The sequence below is a fragment of the Brevibacterium sp. BRM-1 genome (assembly GCF_026802075.1).
Classification (GTDB): domain Bacteria; phylum Actinomycetota; class Actinomycetes; order Actinomycetales; family Brevibacteriaceae; genus Brevibacterium; species Brevibacterium rongguiense.
The window spans coordinates 1174555-1192246 of sequence record NZ_CP113788.1 but is presented as its reverse complement, the minus strand read 5'-3'; the positions used below and the strand labels follow the sequence as shown (position 1 = coordinate 1192246).

The window sequence follows — 17692 nt, the reverse complement described above, 5'->3', positions numbered from 1 at the left end:
CCTCCTGTGCGGAGGGAATCCGGACAGGAGAGAAGTGGCAAAGCCCCGTGTCCATGAGCTCGCGAAGGAGCTCGGCACCACCAGCAAGAACGTGCTGGAGAAACTGCAGGAGATGGGCGAGTTCGTCCGCTCCGCATCGTCGACGGTCGAAGCGCCCGTCGTGCGCAAGCTGAAGGAGGCCTACGGGCCCGCGGCCGGCGCCGACGCGAAGGCCGGCGGCGACAAGCCCGCCGCGCAGGCCGCGAAGCCCGCGGCGGCGAAGAAGTCGGCGTCCAGCGCCGGCGCGAAGCCGGGCCCCAAGCCCGCGCCCAAGCCCGCCGCGCAGCAGGCCCCCGAGCCCGAGGCGCCGGCGGCTCCCGCAGCCCCCGAGGCGCCCGCTGCCGCGGCGCCGGAGGCACCCGAGCCCCCGCGCCCCGCCGCGGAGGCAGCCGCGCCCGAGCCCGCCTCGTCCGCCCCGAAGCCCGGTGCCAAGCCGGGTCCCAAGCCCGCGCCGAAGCCCGCGGGCAAGCCCGAGGGCCGCTCCGGCGGCCGGCCCGGCAACAACCCGTTCGCCCCCTCGCAGGGCATGCCGAAGCCCGGTGCCAAGCCGGGCCGCGGCGGTTCCGCGCGCCCCGGCAACAACCCGTTCGCCCCCTCGCAGGGGATGCCCAAGCCCGGTGGCCGCTCCGGCAGCGGCGATGCCCCGCCGCGCCCCGGCGGCCCCAAGCCCGCGGCGCGCCCCGGCGGCGCCCCCGGTGCGAAGCCCGCTCCGCGCCCCGGCGCGCCGCGGCCCAATCCCGGGCTGCTGAAGAACTCCGCACTGGCCAAGCCCGCGCCCTCGCGCGGCGGTGGCCGCGGCGGCCCCGGGGGAGCCCCCGGCGGTCCCGGCGGCGCACCCGGCCGTCCGGGCGGCGGCCGTCCCGGCGGCGGCGGCCGCGGCTCCGGCCGCGGGCGCGGCGGCACGCAGGGCGCCTTCGGGCGCGGCGGCGGGCGCCAGAAGGGGCGCAAGTCCAAGCGCGCCAAGCGCCAGGAGCTCGAGCAGATGCAGGCGCCCTCGGTTGGCGGCGTCCAGGTCCCCCGCGGCGACGGCAGCACGCCGCTGCGGCTGCGCCGCGGCTCCTCGCTGGCCGACTTCGCCGAGAAGATCAACACGGATCCGACGAACCTCGTCACCGTGCTCTTCCACCTGGGGGAGATGGCCACGATCACCCAGTCGCTCGACGAGGAGACGTTCCGCGTCCTCGGCGAGGAGCTGGGCTACCAGATCCAGATCGTCTCCCCGGAGGACGAGGACCGCGAGCTGCTCGAGACCTTCGGCCTCGACCTCGAGGCCGAGGCGGAAGCCGAATCGGACGAGGTCAAGGAGCCGCGTCCGCCGGTCGTCACCGTCATGGGCCACGTGGACCACGGCAAGACGAAGCTGCTCGACGCCGTGCGCTCGGAGAACGTCGTGGCCAAGGAGGCCGGCGGCATCACCCAGCACATCGGCGCCTACCAGGTCGCCGTCGAGCACGAGGGCGAGGAGCGCAAGATCACGTTCCTCGACACCCCGGGCCACGAGGCGTTCACCGCCATGCGCGCCCGCGGCGCCAAGGCCACCGACGTCGCGATCCTCGTGGTCGCCGCCGACGACGGCGTCATGCCGCAGACCATTGAGGCGCTCAACCACGCCCAGGCTGCGGACGTCCCGATCGTCGTCGCGGTCAACAAGGTCGACAAGGAGGGCGCGAACCCGGACAAGATCATGCAGCAGCTGACCGAGTACAACCTCGTGTCCGAGGAGTACGGCGGCGAGACGATGTTCGTCCCGATCTCCGCGCTCCAGCGCAAGGGCATCGACGACCTCCTCGAGGCCGTCCTGCTCACGACCGACGCCGCGCTCGACCTGTCCGCCAACCCGGACAAGTCCGCCCGCGGCATCGCGATCGAGGCCAAGCTCGACAAGGGCCGCGGCGCCGTCGCGACCGTCCTCGTCGAGTCCGGCACCCTGCGCCAGGGCGATGCGATCGTGTGCGGCACGAGCTACGGTCGCGTGCGTGCGCTGTTCGACGAGTACGGCAACGCGCTCGAGTCCGCCGGGCCCTCGCGGCCCGTGCAGGTCCTGGGCCTGTCGTCCGTGCCGCGCGCCGGCGATACGTTCCTCGCCACGGAGGACGATCGCACGGCCCGCCAGATCGCGGAGAAGCGCGATGCGATCGAGCGCAACGCCGCCCAGGCCCGCGGCCGCAAGCGGATCAGCCTCGAGGACTTCACGAAGGCGCTCGAGGAGGGCAAGGTCGACACGCTCAACCTCATCCTCAAGGGCGATGTCTCCGGTGCGGTCGAGGCCCTCGAGGACTCGCTGCTCAAGATCGACGTGGGCGACGATGTGGACCTGCGCATCATCCACCGCGGCGTCGGCGCGATCACGGAGAACGACATCAACCTCGCGACGGTCGACAACGCGATCGTCATCGGCTTCAACGTGCGCCCGGAGGCCAAGGCGCGCGATCTGGCCGAGCGCGAGGGCGTGGACGTGCGCTACTACTCGGTGATCTACGACGCGATCGACGACATCGAGAACTCGCTCAAGGGCATGCTCAAGCCCGAGTTCGAGGAGGTGCACACCGGCTCGGCGGAGATCCGCGAGGTCTTCCGCTCGTCGAAGTTCGGCAACATCGCCGGTTCGATCGTGCGCGACGGGACCATCCGCCGCAATGCGAAGGCCCGGGTCACGCGCGATGGCGTCGTGGTCGGGGAGAATCAGACGATCGAGTCGCTGCGCCGGTTCAAGGACGATGCCACCGAGGTCCGCGAGGGCTACGAGTGCGGCATCGGCCTGGGCAAGTTCAACGACATCCGCGAAGGCGACATCATCGAGACCTTCGAGATGCAGGAGAAGCCGCGCGACTGAGCGCGGCGCACGCGAGGTACGGCCGGGCGCCGCGGGCATGTGCCGCGGCGCCCGCGCCGACTGCGCGGGGCACAGGCGCCGGGTCGCACCGGCCGAGGAGAGGACAGCACATGGCGGACCCCACGCGGGCGCGCAAGATCGCCGACCGCATCAAGGTCATCGTGGCGAGCACCCTGGAGAAGCGGATCAAGGATCCGCGCCTGGGCTTTGTCACGATCACGGACGTGCGGGTGACCGGCGATCTCCAGCACGCAACCGTCTTCTACACCGTCTACGGCGATGACGAGCAGCTCGAGGGCACACAGGCCGCCCTCAACTCCGCCAAGGGCCTCATCCGCTCCGAGGTGGGCAAGGGGCTCCAGATCCGCCTGACGCCCACGCTCGAGTTCGTCGCCGATGCCGTGCCCGCCGCGGCCGCACAGCTCGACGACCTGCTGGCGAAGGCCGCGGCGCGCGACTCGCAGGTCGCCGCGCTCGCCGCCGGCGCCCGGCCCGCCGGGGAGGCCGACCCCTATCGCCGCCCCGCGCAGGACGAGGCTGCCGCAGGCCCCGAGGCGGACGAGCCGGGAGGCGCCGACGGCACGTCGGAGGACGGTGCCGGGCAGGCGTGAGCCCGCTGTGACCGGATTCGCCCCGCCGCGAGGGTGATTCGCGCGCCGAAAGGCTCTACACTGGCTGAGGCGATCACGAAACGATTACGACAGTGTTAAGGAATCATCGCGTTGGGCAAGCACTCCGATCCGAAGCCGTCCTGGGGCAGCAGCGCCGCCGACCTCGTCCGCAGTGCGCGGCCGCGCAGGCGCAGCGGCAGGCACGGCGAGGCTCCCTCGACCGCGACCGGCGTCATGCGCGCGGTCAAGCGCCGCCCCATGGTGGCGGCCATCGCGCTGCCCGCCGCGGCGATCGCGGCCGTGGCCGGCTCGACCGCCGTGTTCGCGCCCCGCGGGGCAGATGACGGCGTCGTCCAGGCCGAGCAGGCGCAGTCGCCGGAGCGCGACTCGGCGCCCGCGCCGTCCGCGGCCAAGGCGCCCAGCGGCGAGGAGCAGGCGAAGAAGCGCATCGACAAGCTCGCCGCGGACCCGAAGTACCGCGCCAAGGGCGCCGGCGGCAGCCTCGCGACGCCCGAGCCCAGCCCCGCGGCGTCCTCGAGCGGCACCACGGCGAGCGCCAAGAGCGCGGCGGCGAGCAGCGCCGGCGGCGTGTCCAACGCGCCGTGCTCGGTCTCGAGTTCGGTCGAGCAGCACTTCAAGCCCAACGCCTCGAAGGTCTACCGCGCCGTGTGCGCGAAGTTCCCGCAGGTCAAGACGTTCGGCGGCTATCGCAACGACCCGGGCTCCGATCACGGCACCGGCCACGCGGTCGACATCATGATCTCCGGTTCCACAGGCGATGAGATCCGCGACTACGTCCTCGCCCACCGCAAGGAGCTGGGCGTGAAGTACGTCATCTGGAAGCAGCGGCTCTACGCGCCCTACACCTCGGCCTCCGGCCGCCACATGGATGACCGCGGCTCGCAGACCGCCAACCACTTCGACCACGTCCACGTCTCGGTCAACTGAGCGGCCGGCCGACGCGGCCGCCGCGTGACCCGGCCGTCCGCATAGGCTTCTCGGCATGAGCGACACCGCAGCGCCCTCGGGCATCCTCTTCGTCGACAAGCCCGCCGGGCTGACCAGCCACGGCGTGGTCGCGCGGGTGCGCCGGTGGTACGGCACGAAGAAGGTCGGCCATGCCGGCACGCTCGACCCCATGGCCACGGGGCTGCTGGTGCTCGGCCTGGGCCGGGGGACGAAGCTGCTCACGCACCTCGTGGGCGCCGACAAGGTCTACGAGGCTACGATCCGGCTGGGCGCCTCGACGCCCACCGACGACGCCGACTCGCAGCCGGACCGGCACGCGGACCCCGCTGCCGTGGCGGCCCTGGGGGACGCGCAGATCGTCGCAGCCATGGGCCCCTTGACCGGTGAGATCGAACAGGTGCCCAGCGCCGTCTCGGCCATCAAGGTCGACGGCAGGCGCGCCTACGCCCGGGTGCGGGCCGGAGAGGAGGTTGCGCTGCGGGCGCGGACCGTGTGCGTCGCCCGCTTCGAGCCCGTGGCCCCGGTGCGCCGAGGCCCGGGCTGGGCCGATATCGACGTGGTCGTCGCCTGCTCCTCGGGCACGTACGTGCGCGCGCTTGCCCGCGATCTGGGCGCGGCGCTCGGGGTGGGCGGCCACCTCACCGCCCTGCGCCGCACGCGGGTCGCGGGGTGGGACGTCGCCGCCGCCGTGCCCCTGCCCGCGGACACGGATGCGGTGCCCGCCCCGCCGCTGACGGACCTCGCCGCGGTCGCCGCCCGCCTCATGCCGGCGCTCGAGGTCGACGCCGCCAGCGCTCGGGCGCTCATGCAGGGCAAGCTCGTCGCCCTGCCCGCCGCTCCCGCGGTCCTTGCGGTGACCCACGGGGGCCGGCTCATCGCGATTGCGGAGCCGCGCGGTGAGCGCTTCAAGATCGCGACCGGGATCGCCCTCGAACCGCCGGACGCCACTGACTGAACAATCGCAATCAGATGTAAATCGCATTTACAACTGAATGTGTTGTATTGCTCCGGCCCGCCTGGTTGAATGGGCGCATGTTCGTCCTCACCCTCGACCAGCGCGGCTCCCGCGCCGCCCCCGACGCTGTGCCGGGGCTGCTCGCCGCGCTTGCCGGCGTGCCGACCGCGCTGCCGTTCGAGCGCACCGTCGGCGACGAGGTGCAGGGCGCACTGGACGAGCCGGCCGCCGTGCCGGAGGCCCTCATGCGCGCCTGGCGCGCGGGCCCCTGGTGGGCCGGGGTCGGCATCGGCGCGATCGAGGCGCCCCTGCCCGAGCGCAGCGCGGCTGCCCGCGGCGAGGCCTTCGTCCTCGCCCGCGCCGCCGTGGAGGCGGCGAAGGGCCGGCCCCGGGGGCTGTGCGTGCGCGCGCCCGAGGCCGCGGGGGATGCGGCGGGCGCAGCGGAGACCGTGCTCCTGCTCTTCCACGACCTCGTGACCGCGGCGACAGCCGCCCAGTGGCGCGTCATCGCCGCGGCGCTGGCCCAGCCCGGTGCGCGCCAGACTGAGCTCGCCGACGCCCTGGGCGTCAGCCAGCAGTACGTCTCGCGCACGCTGCGCGGGGGCGCACCCGAGCTCGTGGGCCGCAGCGTCGGCGTCTGCGGTGAGCTGCTCGCCGCCGCCGAGGCCGCCCGTGTCAGCCCCCGCCGGTAGCGTGGCGACCATAGGCGCAGCGGAAGGCGGTGGCACGATGACGATGGCGGCGGGGCTCGATCCCCTGTGGTTGGACGGGCTCATCGTCCTGGTGGCGGCGCTCGGCGCCGCGGGACTCGGCTGGCCGGTGACCTCCGCCGTGCTCCACGTGGCGGCCAGCCGCTCCGGGCGGCGCGTCGCGCCGCTGGCCGCCCCCGGCCGGGCGGACGATCCCCCGGGCGTGCCCGGGGCGGGCGGCGGCAGAGCCGGCGCCGGCACCGAGCCGCGGCCCATCGACACCCCGGGCCTGCTGCGCGGCGGCCTGTGGATCGGGCTGCTCGAGCGCCTGCTCATCGCGGGCGGCATCGCGGTGGGCCAGCCCGCGGTCATCGCCGTCGTCGTCGCGGTCAAGGGCCTCGGGCGCCTGCCCGAGCTGCGCGAATCGCGCGCCGCGGGGGAGCGGTTCATCATCGGCACGTTCGCCTCCACGGCCGTCGCCGGCGCCTGCGGGCTGGCCGCCGCCGCGCTCATGGCCCGCACGTGACCCGCCTGCCCGCCCGGTTCGCGCGGCGCCGGGCCGGCGGTGTTCGCCGCGCTCGGCCGGTCGGCTAGCATGGCCGGGTGCGCGGGCCGGCCGGCGCACCGCAACGAGGAGCAGTCGCCCAGCAGAGAGGAACGATCCGCGCGTGGAGGTCTTCAGCTCCGTCGCCGATATCCCCGAGGGGTTCGGCCCGACCGCGGTCACCCTGGGCAACTTCGACGGCGTCCACCGCGGCCACCGGGCAGTCCTCGGCCGCCTGGCCGAACTCGCCGCCGCCCGCGGTCTGCGCTCGCTCGCCGTGACCTTCGACCCGCACCCCGCCGCCGTGCACCGCCCGGGTGAGGCCCCGGAGATCATCTGCCCGCAGGCGGAGAAGATCACCCGCATGGCGACCACCGGCATCGACGCGCTGCTCATCCAGCACTACAGCCTCGAGTTCGCCCGCCAGAGCCCCGCGGACTTCGTGCTCGACTACCTCGTGACAGGCCTGCGCGCCAGGCTCATCGCCGTGGGCGCGGACGTGCGCTTCGGCCGGGACAACGCGGGCACCATCGACACCCTGCGCGAGCTCGGAGGCGCCCACGGGTTCGAGGTCGTCACGATCGACGAGGTGGGCGACGGCCAGCGCTTCTCCTCGACGCGCATCCGCGGCCTCGTCCAGGCCGGCGAGGTGGCCGATGCCGCCCGCGAGCTGGGCCAGCCGCACACGCTCGAGGGCACCGTCGTCCACGGGGACGCGCGCGGGCGGCTCATGGGCTTCCCCACCGCCAACCTCAGCGCGGAGCACGAGGGCGTCATCCCGGCCGACGGCGTCTACGCCGGCTGGGTGGCCTTCAGCACGGAGCCGGGCCGCTTCCCGGCCGCGATCTCGATCGGGACGAACCCCACCTTCGACGGCTGCGAGCGGCGCGTCGAGGCGCACGTCGTGGGCGTGGAGTTCCCGGACCTCGACGTCTACGGGGCGCACATGAGCATCGAGTTCGTCGCCCGGATCCGCGGCCAGGTGGCCTTCGAGGGCATGGACGCGCTCATGGAGCAGATGCACCGCGACTTGGACGACGTCCGAGCCGTGCTAGGCTAGGAAGGCCGTTTTTTCGCCGGCCGCGGTTCCATAGTGCTCACAGCTCAAGGCTGGGGCGCCGCGCAACGACACGGAGGAGTCCGAACATGGCCCTTGATCCCACGGTCAAGCAGGAGATCATCAAAGAGTACGCCACCCACGAAGGCGACACGGGTTCCCCCGAGGTCCAGGTGGCAGTCCTCACCCGTCGCATCAGCGACCTCACGGAGCACTTCAAGGAGCACAAGCACGACCACCACTCGCGTCGCGGCCTGCTGCTCCTCGTCGGCCACCGCCGCCGTCTGCTCAAGTACCTGCAGAACGTCGACATCGAGCGCTACCGCTCGCTCATCAAGCGCCTGGGCCTGCGCCGCTGAGGCACCGCAGTCCCTGCCCGACGGGGCCGCCGCGATCGCATCGCGGTGGCCCCGTTCGCGCATTGCTACACTGAGACACGTCCACGAGTGGCCGGCGGCGAGACGGCCGGTGATCGGTAGTGGCCTCCGCAGCGCGCTGCGTGGGCTTCGATCGATGACCAGCCCCCGCCGAGGCTCCGCGGCGCCCGCCCTCAGGGCTGCCCACTGCGATTCGCGCAGCGCCGCGCACCCGGCCGCTCACACCCGCGCAGACTCCCTGCGCACAACGAACGGAGAAGCTTTGGGTCTCAATCCCGAATCCGCCGTCGCGCACATCGACAATGGTCGCTTCGGCTCCCACACCGTCCGGTTCGAAACCGGGCGCCTCGCCCAGCAGGCCGCCGGCTCTGCCGTGGCCTACCTCGACGACGAGACGATGCTGCTGTCGGCCACCTCGGCCGGCAAGCACCCGCGGGAGGGCTTCGACTTCTTCCCGCTGACCGTCGACGTCGAGGAGCGCATGTACGCCGCGGGCCGCATCCCGGGCTCGTTCTTCCGCCGCGAGGGCCGCCCGTCCACGGACGCGATCCTCACGTGCCGCCTCATCGACCGCCCGCTGCGCCCCACGTTCGTCAAGGGCCTGCGCAACGAGGTCCAGATCGTCATCACGGTCATGTCGGTCAACCCCGACCAGATGTACGACGCGCTGGCGATCAATGCGGCCTCGATGTCGACGCAGCTGTCCGGCCTGCCGTTCTCCGGCCCGATCGGCGGCGTGCGCATCGCCCTCATCGACGACCAGTGGGTCGCCTTCCCCAACTACTCGCAGCTCGAGAGCGCCGTGTTCGACATGGTCGTCGCCGGCCGCGTGGTCGGCGACGACGTCGCGATCATGATGGTCGAGGCGGAGGCCACCGACAACTCGTGGGACCTCATCCAGGGCGGCGCCACGGCGCCCACCGAGGAGGTCGTCGCCGAGGGACTCGAGGCCGCCAAGCCGTTCATCAGCGAGCTCGTGCGCGCCCAGCGGGAGCTGGCCGAGCGCACCGCGAAGCCCACCGTCGAGTTCCCGGTCTTCAAGGACTACGAGGACGACGTCTACCAGGCCGTCGAGGCCGCAGGCCTCGAGCAGCAGACGAAGAACTTCCAGATCGCCGACAAGCAGGAGCGCGAGGCCGCCGGCGACGAGCTGCTGCAGACGCTGCTGGCCGACCTCGGGCCCCGCTTCGAGGGCCGCGAGAAGGAGATCGTCGGTGCGCTCAACGCCCTGACGAAGAAGGTCGTGCGCCAGCGCATCCTCACCGAGCAGGTGCGCATCGACGGCCGCGGGCTCAAGGACATCCGCCCGCTGTCGGCCGAGGTGGGCGTGCTGCCGCGCGTCCACGGCTCCGCGCTCTTCGAGCGCGGCGAGACCCAGATCCTCGGCGTGACCACGCTCAACATGCTCAAGCTCGAGCAGCAGATCGACTCGCTGTCGCCCGTGACATCGAAGCGCTACCTGCACCACTACAACTTCCCGCCGTACTCCACCGGCGAGACGGGCCGCGTGGGCAGCCCCAAGCGCCGCGAGATCGGCCACGGTGCGCTCGCCGAGCGCGCGCTGGTCCCGGTCCTGCCCTCGCGCGAGGAGTTCCCCTACGCGATCCGCCAGGTCTCCGAGGCGCTGGGCTCGAACGGCTCCACCTCGATGGGCTCCGTGTGCGCCTCGACCCTGTCGATGCTCAACGCGGGCGTGCCGCTGCGCGCGTCGGTGGCCGGCATCGCGATGGGCCTCGTGTCCGACGTGATCGACACCCCGGACGGCAAGCAGACCGCGTACGCGGCGCTCACCGACATCCTGGGCGCCGAGGATGCGTTCGGCGACATGGACTTCAAGGTCGCCGGCACGAAGGACTTCGTCACCGCGATCCAGCTGGACACGAAGCTCGACGGGATCCCCGCCTCGGTGCTCGCCGCCGCCCTCACCCAGGCCCGCGAGGCCCGCGAGGTCATCCTCGGGGTCATCAACGAGGCCATCGACGAGCCCGGCGAGATGGCCATCACCGCGCCGCGCATCATCAGCGTGCACATCCCCGTGGACAAGATCGGCGAGGTCATCGGGCCCAAGGGCAAGATGATCAACCAGATCCAGGAGGACACGGGCGCGGAGATCAGCATCGAAGACGACGGCACCGTGCTCATCGGCGCCACCGGCGGGGCAGCCGCGGAGGCCGCGCGCAGCGCGGTCAACGCGATCGCCAACCCGCAGGTCCCCGAGGTGGGCGAGCGCTACCTCGGCACCGTCGTCAAAACGATGTCCTTCGGCGCGTTCGTGTCGCTGACGCCGGGCAAGGACGGGCTGCTGCACATCTCCGAGCTGCGCAAGCTCAACGACGGCAAGCGCGTCGAGGACGTCGAGGACGTCGTGAGCGTCGGCCAGAAGATCCAGGTCGAGATCACGAAGATCGACGACCGCGGCAAGCTCTCGCTTGCCCCGGTCACCGAGGACTCGGACGACGCGGACGCCTCCGGGGCGGACGCGGACGACGAGGGCTCGGAGGACTGAGGTCCTGAACCGCACCTCGGGTCAGCCCGAAGCACTGCTGGGGGAGGACGGTCGCGCATTCCGCACCGTCCTCCCCAGTGGTCTGCGCATCGTCACGGAGACGATCCCCGGCCTGGCCTCGGAGACCGTGGGCGTCTGGGCGGACTCCGGGTCGCGCGACGAGTCGGAGCTGACCGCCGGCTCCACCCACTTCCTCGAGCACATGCTCTTCAAGGGCACCCGCGCCCGGACGGCCGCGCAGATCGCCCGGACCTTCGACCGGATCGGCGGCGACTCGAACGCCGTCACCGCCAAGGAATTCACCTGCTACTACGCCCGCTGCCTCGTGGCGGACCTGGGCTCGGCGGTCGACGTGCTGTGGGACATGGTGCTCGACCCGCTGCTGGATCCCGGCGAGTTCGAGCGCGAGCGCGGCGTCATCCTCGAAGAGCTCGCCATGGCCGCCGACGATCCGCAGGACGTCCTCTACGAGGCGTTCGACGAGCTCATCTACCCCGGCCACCCGCTGGGCCGGCCGATCGGCGCGACGAAGGGCCGCATCCGCGCGCTCGACCACGCAACCCTGCTCGCCCACTACCGGGGGGCCTACACCGCCGACCGGCTCGTCTTCGTGGCCGCCGGCGGCGCCGAGCACGCGGAGGTCGTCGAGCGCGTCACCACCGCCATCGCACAGCTGCGCCCCGCGCTGCTCGCCCCGCCCGGACCGGCCGAGGACCAGACCCGGCCGCGCTCCGCACGGAGCCGCCCGGCGTTCTCCGCCGGCGTGCGCAGCATCCGCCGGGACACGGAGCAGCAGGGCCTGCTCTACGGCGTGGACGGGGTGAGCGCTGTAAGCGAGGACCGGTTCGCGTTCAGCGTCCTGCAGTCGCTGCTGGGCGGCGGGATGTCCTCGCGGCTGTTCCAGAGCGTCCGCGAGGAGCACGGGCTCGCATACTCCGTGCACTGCTCGTCCTCCCAGCACGCCGACTGCGGCGACTTCGCCCTCTACGCCGGCTGCGCGCCGGAGTCCGCGCAGCGGGTCCTCGAACTGTGCGACGCCGAGTTCCGGCGGCTGGCCGAGGAGGCACCGGACGCGGAGGAGGTCGAGGAGGTCGCGGCCCAGCTCGCCGCCTCCACAGTCCTGGGGCTCGAGAGCACCGCGACCCGGATGAACCGGCTGGCGAGCGCCGAGCTGTACGGGATCGCACTGCGCTCGCCGGAGGAGATCGTCGCGCGGGTGCGCGCTGTGAGCGCGCAGGACGTGCGCGCGCTCGCCGAGGCACTCTACGCGGGGCCCAAGGCGCTGGCGACGGTGGGCCCGCGCGACCTCACCCTGCCCGCATAGCCGGGCGGGAATATGACGAGGTCAAAACGCCGTTGTACGGCAGGGTGACCTTCGATAGGGTCATTGCATGAGCGGCCAGCGGGCCGCCCGCGCGCACCGGGCGAGGTGCCCGGCCGCGCACCACATCCGTTCAAGGAGGACGTCGACATGGCTGAGTACACTCTCCCCGATCTGCCCTACGACTACGCGGCGCTCGAGCCGAACATCTCGGCGAAGATCATGGAGCTCCACCACGACAAGCACCACGCCACCTACGTCAAGGGCGCGAACACCGCGCTCGAGCAGATGGCCGAGGCGCGCGAGAAGAACGACTTCGCCACGATCGGCAAGCTGTCCAAGGACCTGTCCTTCAACCTCGGCGGCCACGTCAACCACTCGATCTTCTGGCAGAACATGTCCCCGGACGGTGGCGACAAGCCCACCGGTGAGCTCGCGGCCGCACTCGACGATGCGTTCGGCAGCTTCGAGGCGTTCCAGGGGCAGTTCAACGGCAACGCGACCTCCATCCAGGGCTCCGGCTGGTCCGTCCTCGGCTGGGACACACTGGGCCAGCGCTTCACCCTCGAGCAGCTCTACGACCAGCAGGGCAACATCCAGCTGGCGTACATTCCGCTGCTGCAGCTCGACATGTGGGAGCACGCCTACTACCTCGACTACAACAACGTGAAGGCCGACTACGTGAAGAACTGGTGGAACGTCGTCAACTGGGCCGACGTGCAGGCCCGCTTCGACCGTGCCCGCCAGCAGACGCCCAAGGTGCTCTTCGGCGACGCGCCGAACTACCAGGTCGTGTCCTGAGCCAGCACAGCGCATAGGGGCCCGGCCGCAGTGCCGGGCCCACCGCCTCGGGGGCGGGTCGGCTTCACGGCCGGCCCGCCCCTTCGGCGTGTGCTCGACTAGGGTGGCCGGATGCTGCTGCGAGCGTTCGAGCCGGGCGATGCCGGGCGCCTGGCCCAGATCTTCGACGATCCGGATGAGGGCCTGGCGCGCAACGGCCCGGGAAGACGGACCATCCCGGGGATGCGCCTATGGGTGGCGGCGCTGCGCGATGGGGAGGACGCCGGTGAGCTGTGGGCCCGCGCCATCGTCGACGACCGCCCGGCCGACGGTGTGGGCCTGTGCGGGGGCATCATGATCTCCGCGATCGACCGCGCGCACTCCCTGGGCTGGGTGTCCTACTGGCTGGCCCCCGAGGCGCGGGGGCGCTCGCTCGCCTCCGCCGCGCTGCGCGCGGCGGTGGCGGTCGGCCACGATCGCCTGGGGATCTATCGCCTGGAGTTGGGCTACCGGGTCGACAATCCCGCGTCTGCCCGGGTCGTCGCCGCCGCCGGCTTCACAGTCGAGGGGCGGCAGCGGGGCAAGCTCAGCTACGGCGGCCGGCGCTTCGACACGGAGGAGTGCGCGCACCTCGCCGGCGATCGGCGGCCATAGGCACCCGAGGGCCGGGCCGCGGCGGAGCCGCGGCGGGGCCGCACGGGGCCGGGCACATCGGGATGCGACAATGGGGAGGCTGCTGGCGACCCCGGTCGGGGCCGTCGCCGCCGAGGCGAGGCAGCGACGAAGCAAAGGAGCGCGGCCCGCAGGCCCGCGAACCGAGGGGGAGCACGTGGCAGACATCCGGGTGGCAGTGATCGGCGCGCAGGGGCGCATGGGCTCGCACGCCGCCGCGGCGATCGAGGCGGCCGAGGGCCTGGAGCTCACGGCCCGGCTGGGCAGCGGAGACCCCCTCGAGGGGCTGCTCGCCGCGCGGCCGGATGTGGCCGTGGAGCTGACCGTGCCCAAGGCCACCGAGGACAACGTCCGCTTCCTCGTCGAACACGGTATTCCCGCAGTCGTCGGCACGACCGGCTGGTCCGCCGAGCGCGTCCGGAGCCTCGAGGCGCTCATCGCCGAGCACGAGGGCGCGCGCGTGCTCATCGCGCCCAACTTCTCCATCGGCGCCGTCCTGGCCATGCAGTTCGCCCAGCTGGCCGCCCCCTACTTCGAATCGGCGGAGGTCGTCGAGACGCATCACCCCCGCAAGCTCGATGCGCCGTCCGGCACCGCTGTGGCCACCGCCGAGCGGATCGCGCGCGCCCGCGCCGAGGCGGGCCTGGGCGCCGTGCCCGATGCCACGGAGTCCGACCCCGACGGCGCCCGCGGGGCCGTAATCGACGGCATCCACGTCCACGCGGTCCGGCAGCTGGGGATGAACGCGACGGAGGAGATCCGCTTCGGCTCCGCGCACGAGGCCCTGTCGATCCGCACCGATTCGCTGTCCACCGAGGCGTTCATGCCGGGCATCGTGCTGGCGGTCAAGCGGCTGAGCGAGCACCCCGGTCTCACGGTGGGCCTCGAGCACTTCCTGGACGCCTGAGCAGGGCTGCCATGTCGAAGGCGAAGCTCGGCGCGGTCATCATCTCCGTGCTGCTGGCGCTCTACCTGGTCTTCACCGCGCAGCGCGGCTGGATCATGATCACCGAGCCCAACCCGGTGGCGAAGGTCCTGGGGATCGCGCTGTTCGCGCTGCCGATCCTGGGCGCGTGGGCGCTCATCCGCGAGTTCGCCTTCGGAGCGAGGATGGAGCGGCTCGGGCGCCGGCTCGGGGCCGAGGGCGGTCTGCCGCCCGACGACCTGCCGCGCACCCCGGGCGGCCGCATCGTCCGCTCGGCCGCGGACGCCGCGTTCGCCCAGTACCGCGACGAGGCCGAGGCCGCGCCCGATGACTGGCGCAGCTGGTTCCGGCTGTCGTGCGCCTACGATGTGGCCGGCGACCGCAAGCGGGCGCGTGCCACGATGCGCAGGGCAATCGCCATGGAGAAGGCGCAGCGCTAGGCGCGCCGCGCACCCGGCTGCGGCTCAGCGCGCGCCCGTGTGCATGCCCACGTTGATGACCCGGCCATCGGCTGACCGGCAGAAGAAGCGGGTGACGCCCCACGGTTCTTCCGTGAGCGGGTGGACGATCTCGACTCCCATGCGGCGGGCACGCTCGAAGGCCTCGCGCACATCGTTGACGAAGACCGAGACGTCGGGATTGACCGGGCCGGAAGCGTCCGGGGTCATGACGCTGAGCTGATGGCCCTCATCGTCGGCCAGGGTGACGATCCAGCCGTGGTCCATGACGGGCCAAAGCCCGAGCACGCCGGCATGTTCGTCGACCGCTGCGCTCATGTCGGCAGCAGTGAGGTTCGGGACGACTCGAAGGACGCACATGCGCCCACCCAACCACGCGGCGGCGCGGGTTGCCCCTTCGCCGCGCCGGCCCGCTCACCCGCCGCCGCTCGGTGTGAAGGTGTGCTCGGTGTGACGGCGTGCTTGGGATGGCAGGGGGCTCACCGTGACCGCGTGTTCCGGATGTCCGCGTGCCGACATGCTCTTCCCGGCCGGGTTCAGAAGGGCGGCGGATCGTCGTGAACCGGCGTTACCGGGGTTACCGGGGTTACCGGTGCCTCGCTGCCCGTCTGGGCTGCGTCGATGATGGCCCGAAGCTGAACAGCGTGGGCGGTGCTGATGGGATTGCCGGGTACCGAGGCTCCCGCGGTGATCTCTCCGCTGAGCCGCCAGCCGAGCATCCCGCCGGGCAACCGCAGCGGGATGAGCACCCCGGCGGTCTTGAGCTGGTGGTGGTGCTCGCACAGCGGGTGGAGGTTGTCGAAGTCCGTGCGCCCGCCGAGTTCGGGGCGTTCGCGGTCGAACGGGGTGAGGTGGTCGAGCTCGCAGTCGGTGGCCCGGCGGGAGCAGCCGGGAGCGGTGCAGTGCTGCCACTTCGCCTCCACCGCCGCTCGCAGGGCCGCGGGAATCGTGTACGAATGGGCATGGGCATCGAGGACATGCCCGTCGGCCGGGTCGGTGAGGAGGCGGCGCAGGGTGGGCCGCCCGGCAGCGATCTGGCGTGCGGCCTCCGCCGGCACGGGTGTGCCGTCGGCCAGTTCACCGGGCAGATCGGCGTGGCCCGTGTACGTCAGCAGCGGCAGGGTCAGGGCGACGGTGGCCTGGCGGCGCAGCCAGGCGGTGTGCGTAGGGCACGTCAGCGTGAGCGCCACGGTCTGTCCGCTGCCCCCGGTCGGGCGCTCCGCCATCGACGCGATCGACTGCTCGACCGCCACTGCGGGCGAAGGCTCAGGAACCGGTGCGGGTGGTTCATGTACTGGGGCGGCCATTCGTCCGTGTGGGGCGAACTCGGGCCGGTCCGGTTGCCGGAGTCCGGACGCACCTCGGTGAGACGGACCCGATGCACGGGCGGGAGGCGGCTCCCCTGCAGTCCCGGGAGGCGAACCCCAGGGATTGCACGGAGCCGATCCCCGCGCGGCGCCCGATGGCCGCGAGGACGGGCCCGGGGGCGCACTTGCCCCGAGGGCGCTGCTGACGTGCATACCCTCCCCGGCCGCGTTGGCGCGAGACGGTGGAGTCGCAACCCAAGAACCCTGCTGGGCGGCGTCACAGGGGAGCGGTGCTGCCGCGGTGCCCGATCGCGCCGGTGCGTCCTTGGGTGGGGGTGCCGCGTCCCGAGCTGGGGCTGCCGCCCCGACTGGGAGGACGGCCTGCACGGTGACCTGCGGGGTGGACGAGGCGAGCATGTCGAAGCACAGCTGGGCGATCGTGCGCTCGTCGGTGACCCGCGCTCCGGCTGGAACATCCTGGCCGAACGCCGCGAGCTCGCTGCGGCGCACCGCGCGGGCGAGTGCCCGCACCCGCGCATGCAGCGCTGCCACCTCGCCGACTGGGCCGATGAGGCACAGGTTCGCCGAACCGTCCCTATTGGCCCAGTACTCGACCCGGCGCTGCGCGCGCATCTCCTGGGCGGCGTCTTCGGCGGTCGTGAGAGTGGCGATGAGGCGGGTGGCATGCCGGCGGAAGTCCGCCACCGGCATGCTCGGTCGCAGCCTGCTCAGGTGGGCATCGAGCGCGGAGAGGTCTCGGAGGGTGAGGTCTGCCGCCACGTGGGCCGCGGTCTCGAGTTTGCGGGTGTCGATGGCACCGCATCGTGCGCGGGCGCTCAGCTGGGGCAGGCCGAGGATCGCGGTGAGGGCGTCGGCGATGAGCCGGTCGGCGCGAGTCTCGGTGGTGTCGAGGCAGTGGGCGAGCGTGAGTCCCAGGCGCTGCTGGGCGCCGTCGAAGATGCGAGCGGGAACCGCGTCCGGGGCGTGGAGGTTGAGCAGGGCGCGGATGCGGGCGGTGGGGATGAGCTCCCCGTCATAGGGCAGCCGGTCGGCCCAGGGGATCGCGTCGGGCTCGGGCTCGGGATCTGCGACACCGCCGGCGGGTGGGGCCGCGGGGAGCTCGAAGAGTGTGGCATCATGCTGCTCGGCCATCGTGCGGCAGCCGCACCGGGCTGCGCCCGGGCCGTTCGCGGGGGAGCCGTTGTCCGTGTGGCCGGTGTCGCGCGGGTGACCGGGGTCATGCGGGTGGGCGGGGTCGTGCGTCTGGCCGGGGCTGTGGGTCCGGCCGGGTCGGTCGGGACCGGCGATCTCGGCGGGGGCGAGGAGCATGCCTGGGGTGATGCCGAAGCGAGCGAGGTCGCCGTGGGCCAGGGCGAGGTCGAGTGCGCTCATTCCTGCTCCGAGGAGCTGGCGCAGTCGCTGCCGGCTGGCCTGCGCCGTGACCTCCTGGACGGCTGCGAAGACGGCCGCGTCGTAGCGATGCGGCCGCGGTTCCCGACCGGCCTCTTCGGTTGGCGCGGTGCGTGAGGTGCCGCTCATGCCGCTCACCTCCTCTCCGCCTGCGTGCCCGGTGCTGCGTCCTCCGTGCTGCTTGCTCCCACGATAGCGGGAGGCACTGACACGAGTTGGGCAACAGAACTCTGAATGTG

General features: G+C 72.6%; 16 protein-coding genes. 14 read left to right on the top strand and 2 right to left on the bottom strand.

The features are described 5' to 3' along the window. The first annotated feature begins 34 nt into the window (after positions 1–34). The 14 genes from infB (at position 35) to BRM1_RS05150 (ending at position 14718) form a co-directional block, all read left to right on the top strand. On the top strand, positions 35–2872 hold the full coding sequence (gene infB, locus BRM1_RS05215) for a translation initiation factor IF-2 (RefSeq protein ID WP_268528981.1): 2838 nt from the start codon (positions 35–37) through the stop codon (positions 2870–2872). Positions 2873–2982: 110 nt separating this feature from the next. Further along, complete coding sequence (gene rbfA, locus BRM1_RS05210) at positions 2983–3483, top strand: 30S ribosome-binding factor RbfA (protein ID WP_160953468.1); 501 nt, start codon at positions 2983–2985, stop codon at positions 3481–3483. 111 nt (positions 3484–3594) lie between these two features. After that, positions 3595–4431, top strand: coding sequence for a ligand-binding protein SH3 (locus tag BRM1_RS05205; protein WP_160953467.1), 837 nt, complete (start codon positions 3595–3597; stop codon positions 4429–4431). Positions 4432–4486: 55 nt separating this feature from the next. Next, complete coding sequence (truB, locus tag BRM1_RS05200; RefSeq protein WP_268528978.1) at positions 4487–5407, top strand: tRNA pseudouridine(55) synthase TruB; 921 nt, start codon at positions 4487–4489, stop codon at positions 5405–5407. A 77-nt stretch (positions 5408–5484) separates the two neighbouring features. Then, positions 5485–6099: a MarR family transcriptional regulator gene (locus BRM1_RS05195; protein ID WP_160953465.1), complete on the top strand. Its 615-nt coding sequence runs from the start codon at positions 5485–5487 to the stop codon at positions 6097–6099. 37 nt (positions 6100–6136) lie between these two features. Continuing rightward, positions 6137–6622 carry a hypothetical protein gene (locus BRM1_RS05190; protein WP_268528971.1) on the top strand — a complete coding sequence of 162 codons (486 nt, stop codon included), beginning with the start codon at positions 6137–6139 and terminating at the stop codon, positions 6620–6622. Positions 6623–6764: 142 nt separating this feature from the next. Beyond that, a complete protein-coding gene (locus BRM1_RS05185) occupies positions 6765–7700 on the top strand; it encodes a bifunctional riboflavin kinase/FAD synthetase (protein WP_268528970.1) in 936 nt (311 codons plus the stop codon). A gap of 86 nt (positions 7701–7786) precedes the next feature. Further along, entirely contained in the window at positions 7787–8056 is a 270-nt protein-coding gene (gene rpsO / locus BRM1_RS05180; protein WP_160953463.1) for a 30S ribosomal protein S15, read from the top strand. A gap of 280 nt (positions 8057–8336) precedes the next feature. Next, a complete protein-coding gene (locus tag BRM1_RS05175) occupies positions 8337–10580 on the top strand; it encodes a polyribonucleotide nucleotidyltransferase (protein ID WP_268528967.1) in 2244 nt (747 codons plus the stop codon). 127 nt (positions 10581–10707) lie between these two features. Then, a complete protein-coding gene (locus BRM1_RS05170; RefSeq protein ID WP_268528964.1) occupies positions 10708–11904 on the top strand; it encodes a M16 family metallopeptidase in 1197 nt (398 codons plus the stop codon). Positions 11905–12051: 147 nt separating this feature from the next. Further along, positions 12052–12702, top strand: coding sequence for a superoxide dismutase (locus BRM1_RS05165; protein WP_160953461.1), 651 nt, complete (start codon positions 12052–12054; stop codon positions 12700–12702). A 111-nt stretch (positions 12703–12813) separates the two neighbouring features. After that, positions 12814–13335 carry a GNAT family N-acetyltransferase gene (locus BRM1_RS05160; protein ID WP_160953460.1) on the top strand — a complete coding sequence of 174 codons (522 nt, stop codon included), beginning with the start codon at positions 12814–12816 and terminating at the stop codon, positions 13333–13335. A 175-nt stretch (positions 13336–13510) separates the two neighbouring features. Then, positions 13511–14260, top strand: coding sequence for a 4-hydroxy-tetrahydrodipicolinate reductase (gene dapB / locus BRM1_RS05155; protein ID WP_268528960.1), 750 nt, complete (start codon positions 13511–13513; stop codon positions 14258–14260). An 11-nt stretch (positions 14261–14271) separates the two neighbouring features. Beyond that, a complete protein-coding gene (locus BRM1_RS05150; protein WP_160953458.1) occupies positions 14272–14718 on the top strand; it encodes a hypothetical protein in 447 nt (148 codons plus the stop codon). Between the two features lie 24 nt (positions 14719–14742). On the opposite strand, the gene BRM1_RS05145 is transcribed toward BRM1_RS05150, so the two are convergent. Together BRM1_RS05145 and BRM1_RS05140 are read right to left on the bottom strand one after the other, a co-directional pair. Next, on the bottom strand, positions 14743–15054 hold the full coding sequence (locus tag BRM1_RS05145) for a VOC family protein (protein ID WP_268528958.1): 312 nt from the start codon (positions 15052–15054) through the stop codon (positions 14743–14745). 218 nt (positions 15055–15272) lie between these two features. Continuing rightward, entirely contained in the window at positions 15273–17582 is a 2310-nt protein-coding gene (locus BRM1_RS05140; protein ID WP_268528955.1) for an HNH endonuclease signature motif containing protein, read from the bottom strand. Positions 17583–17692: the final 110 nt, after the last annotated feature.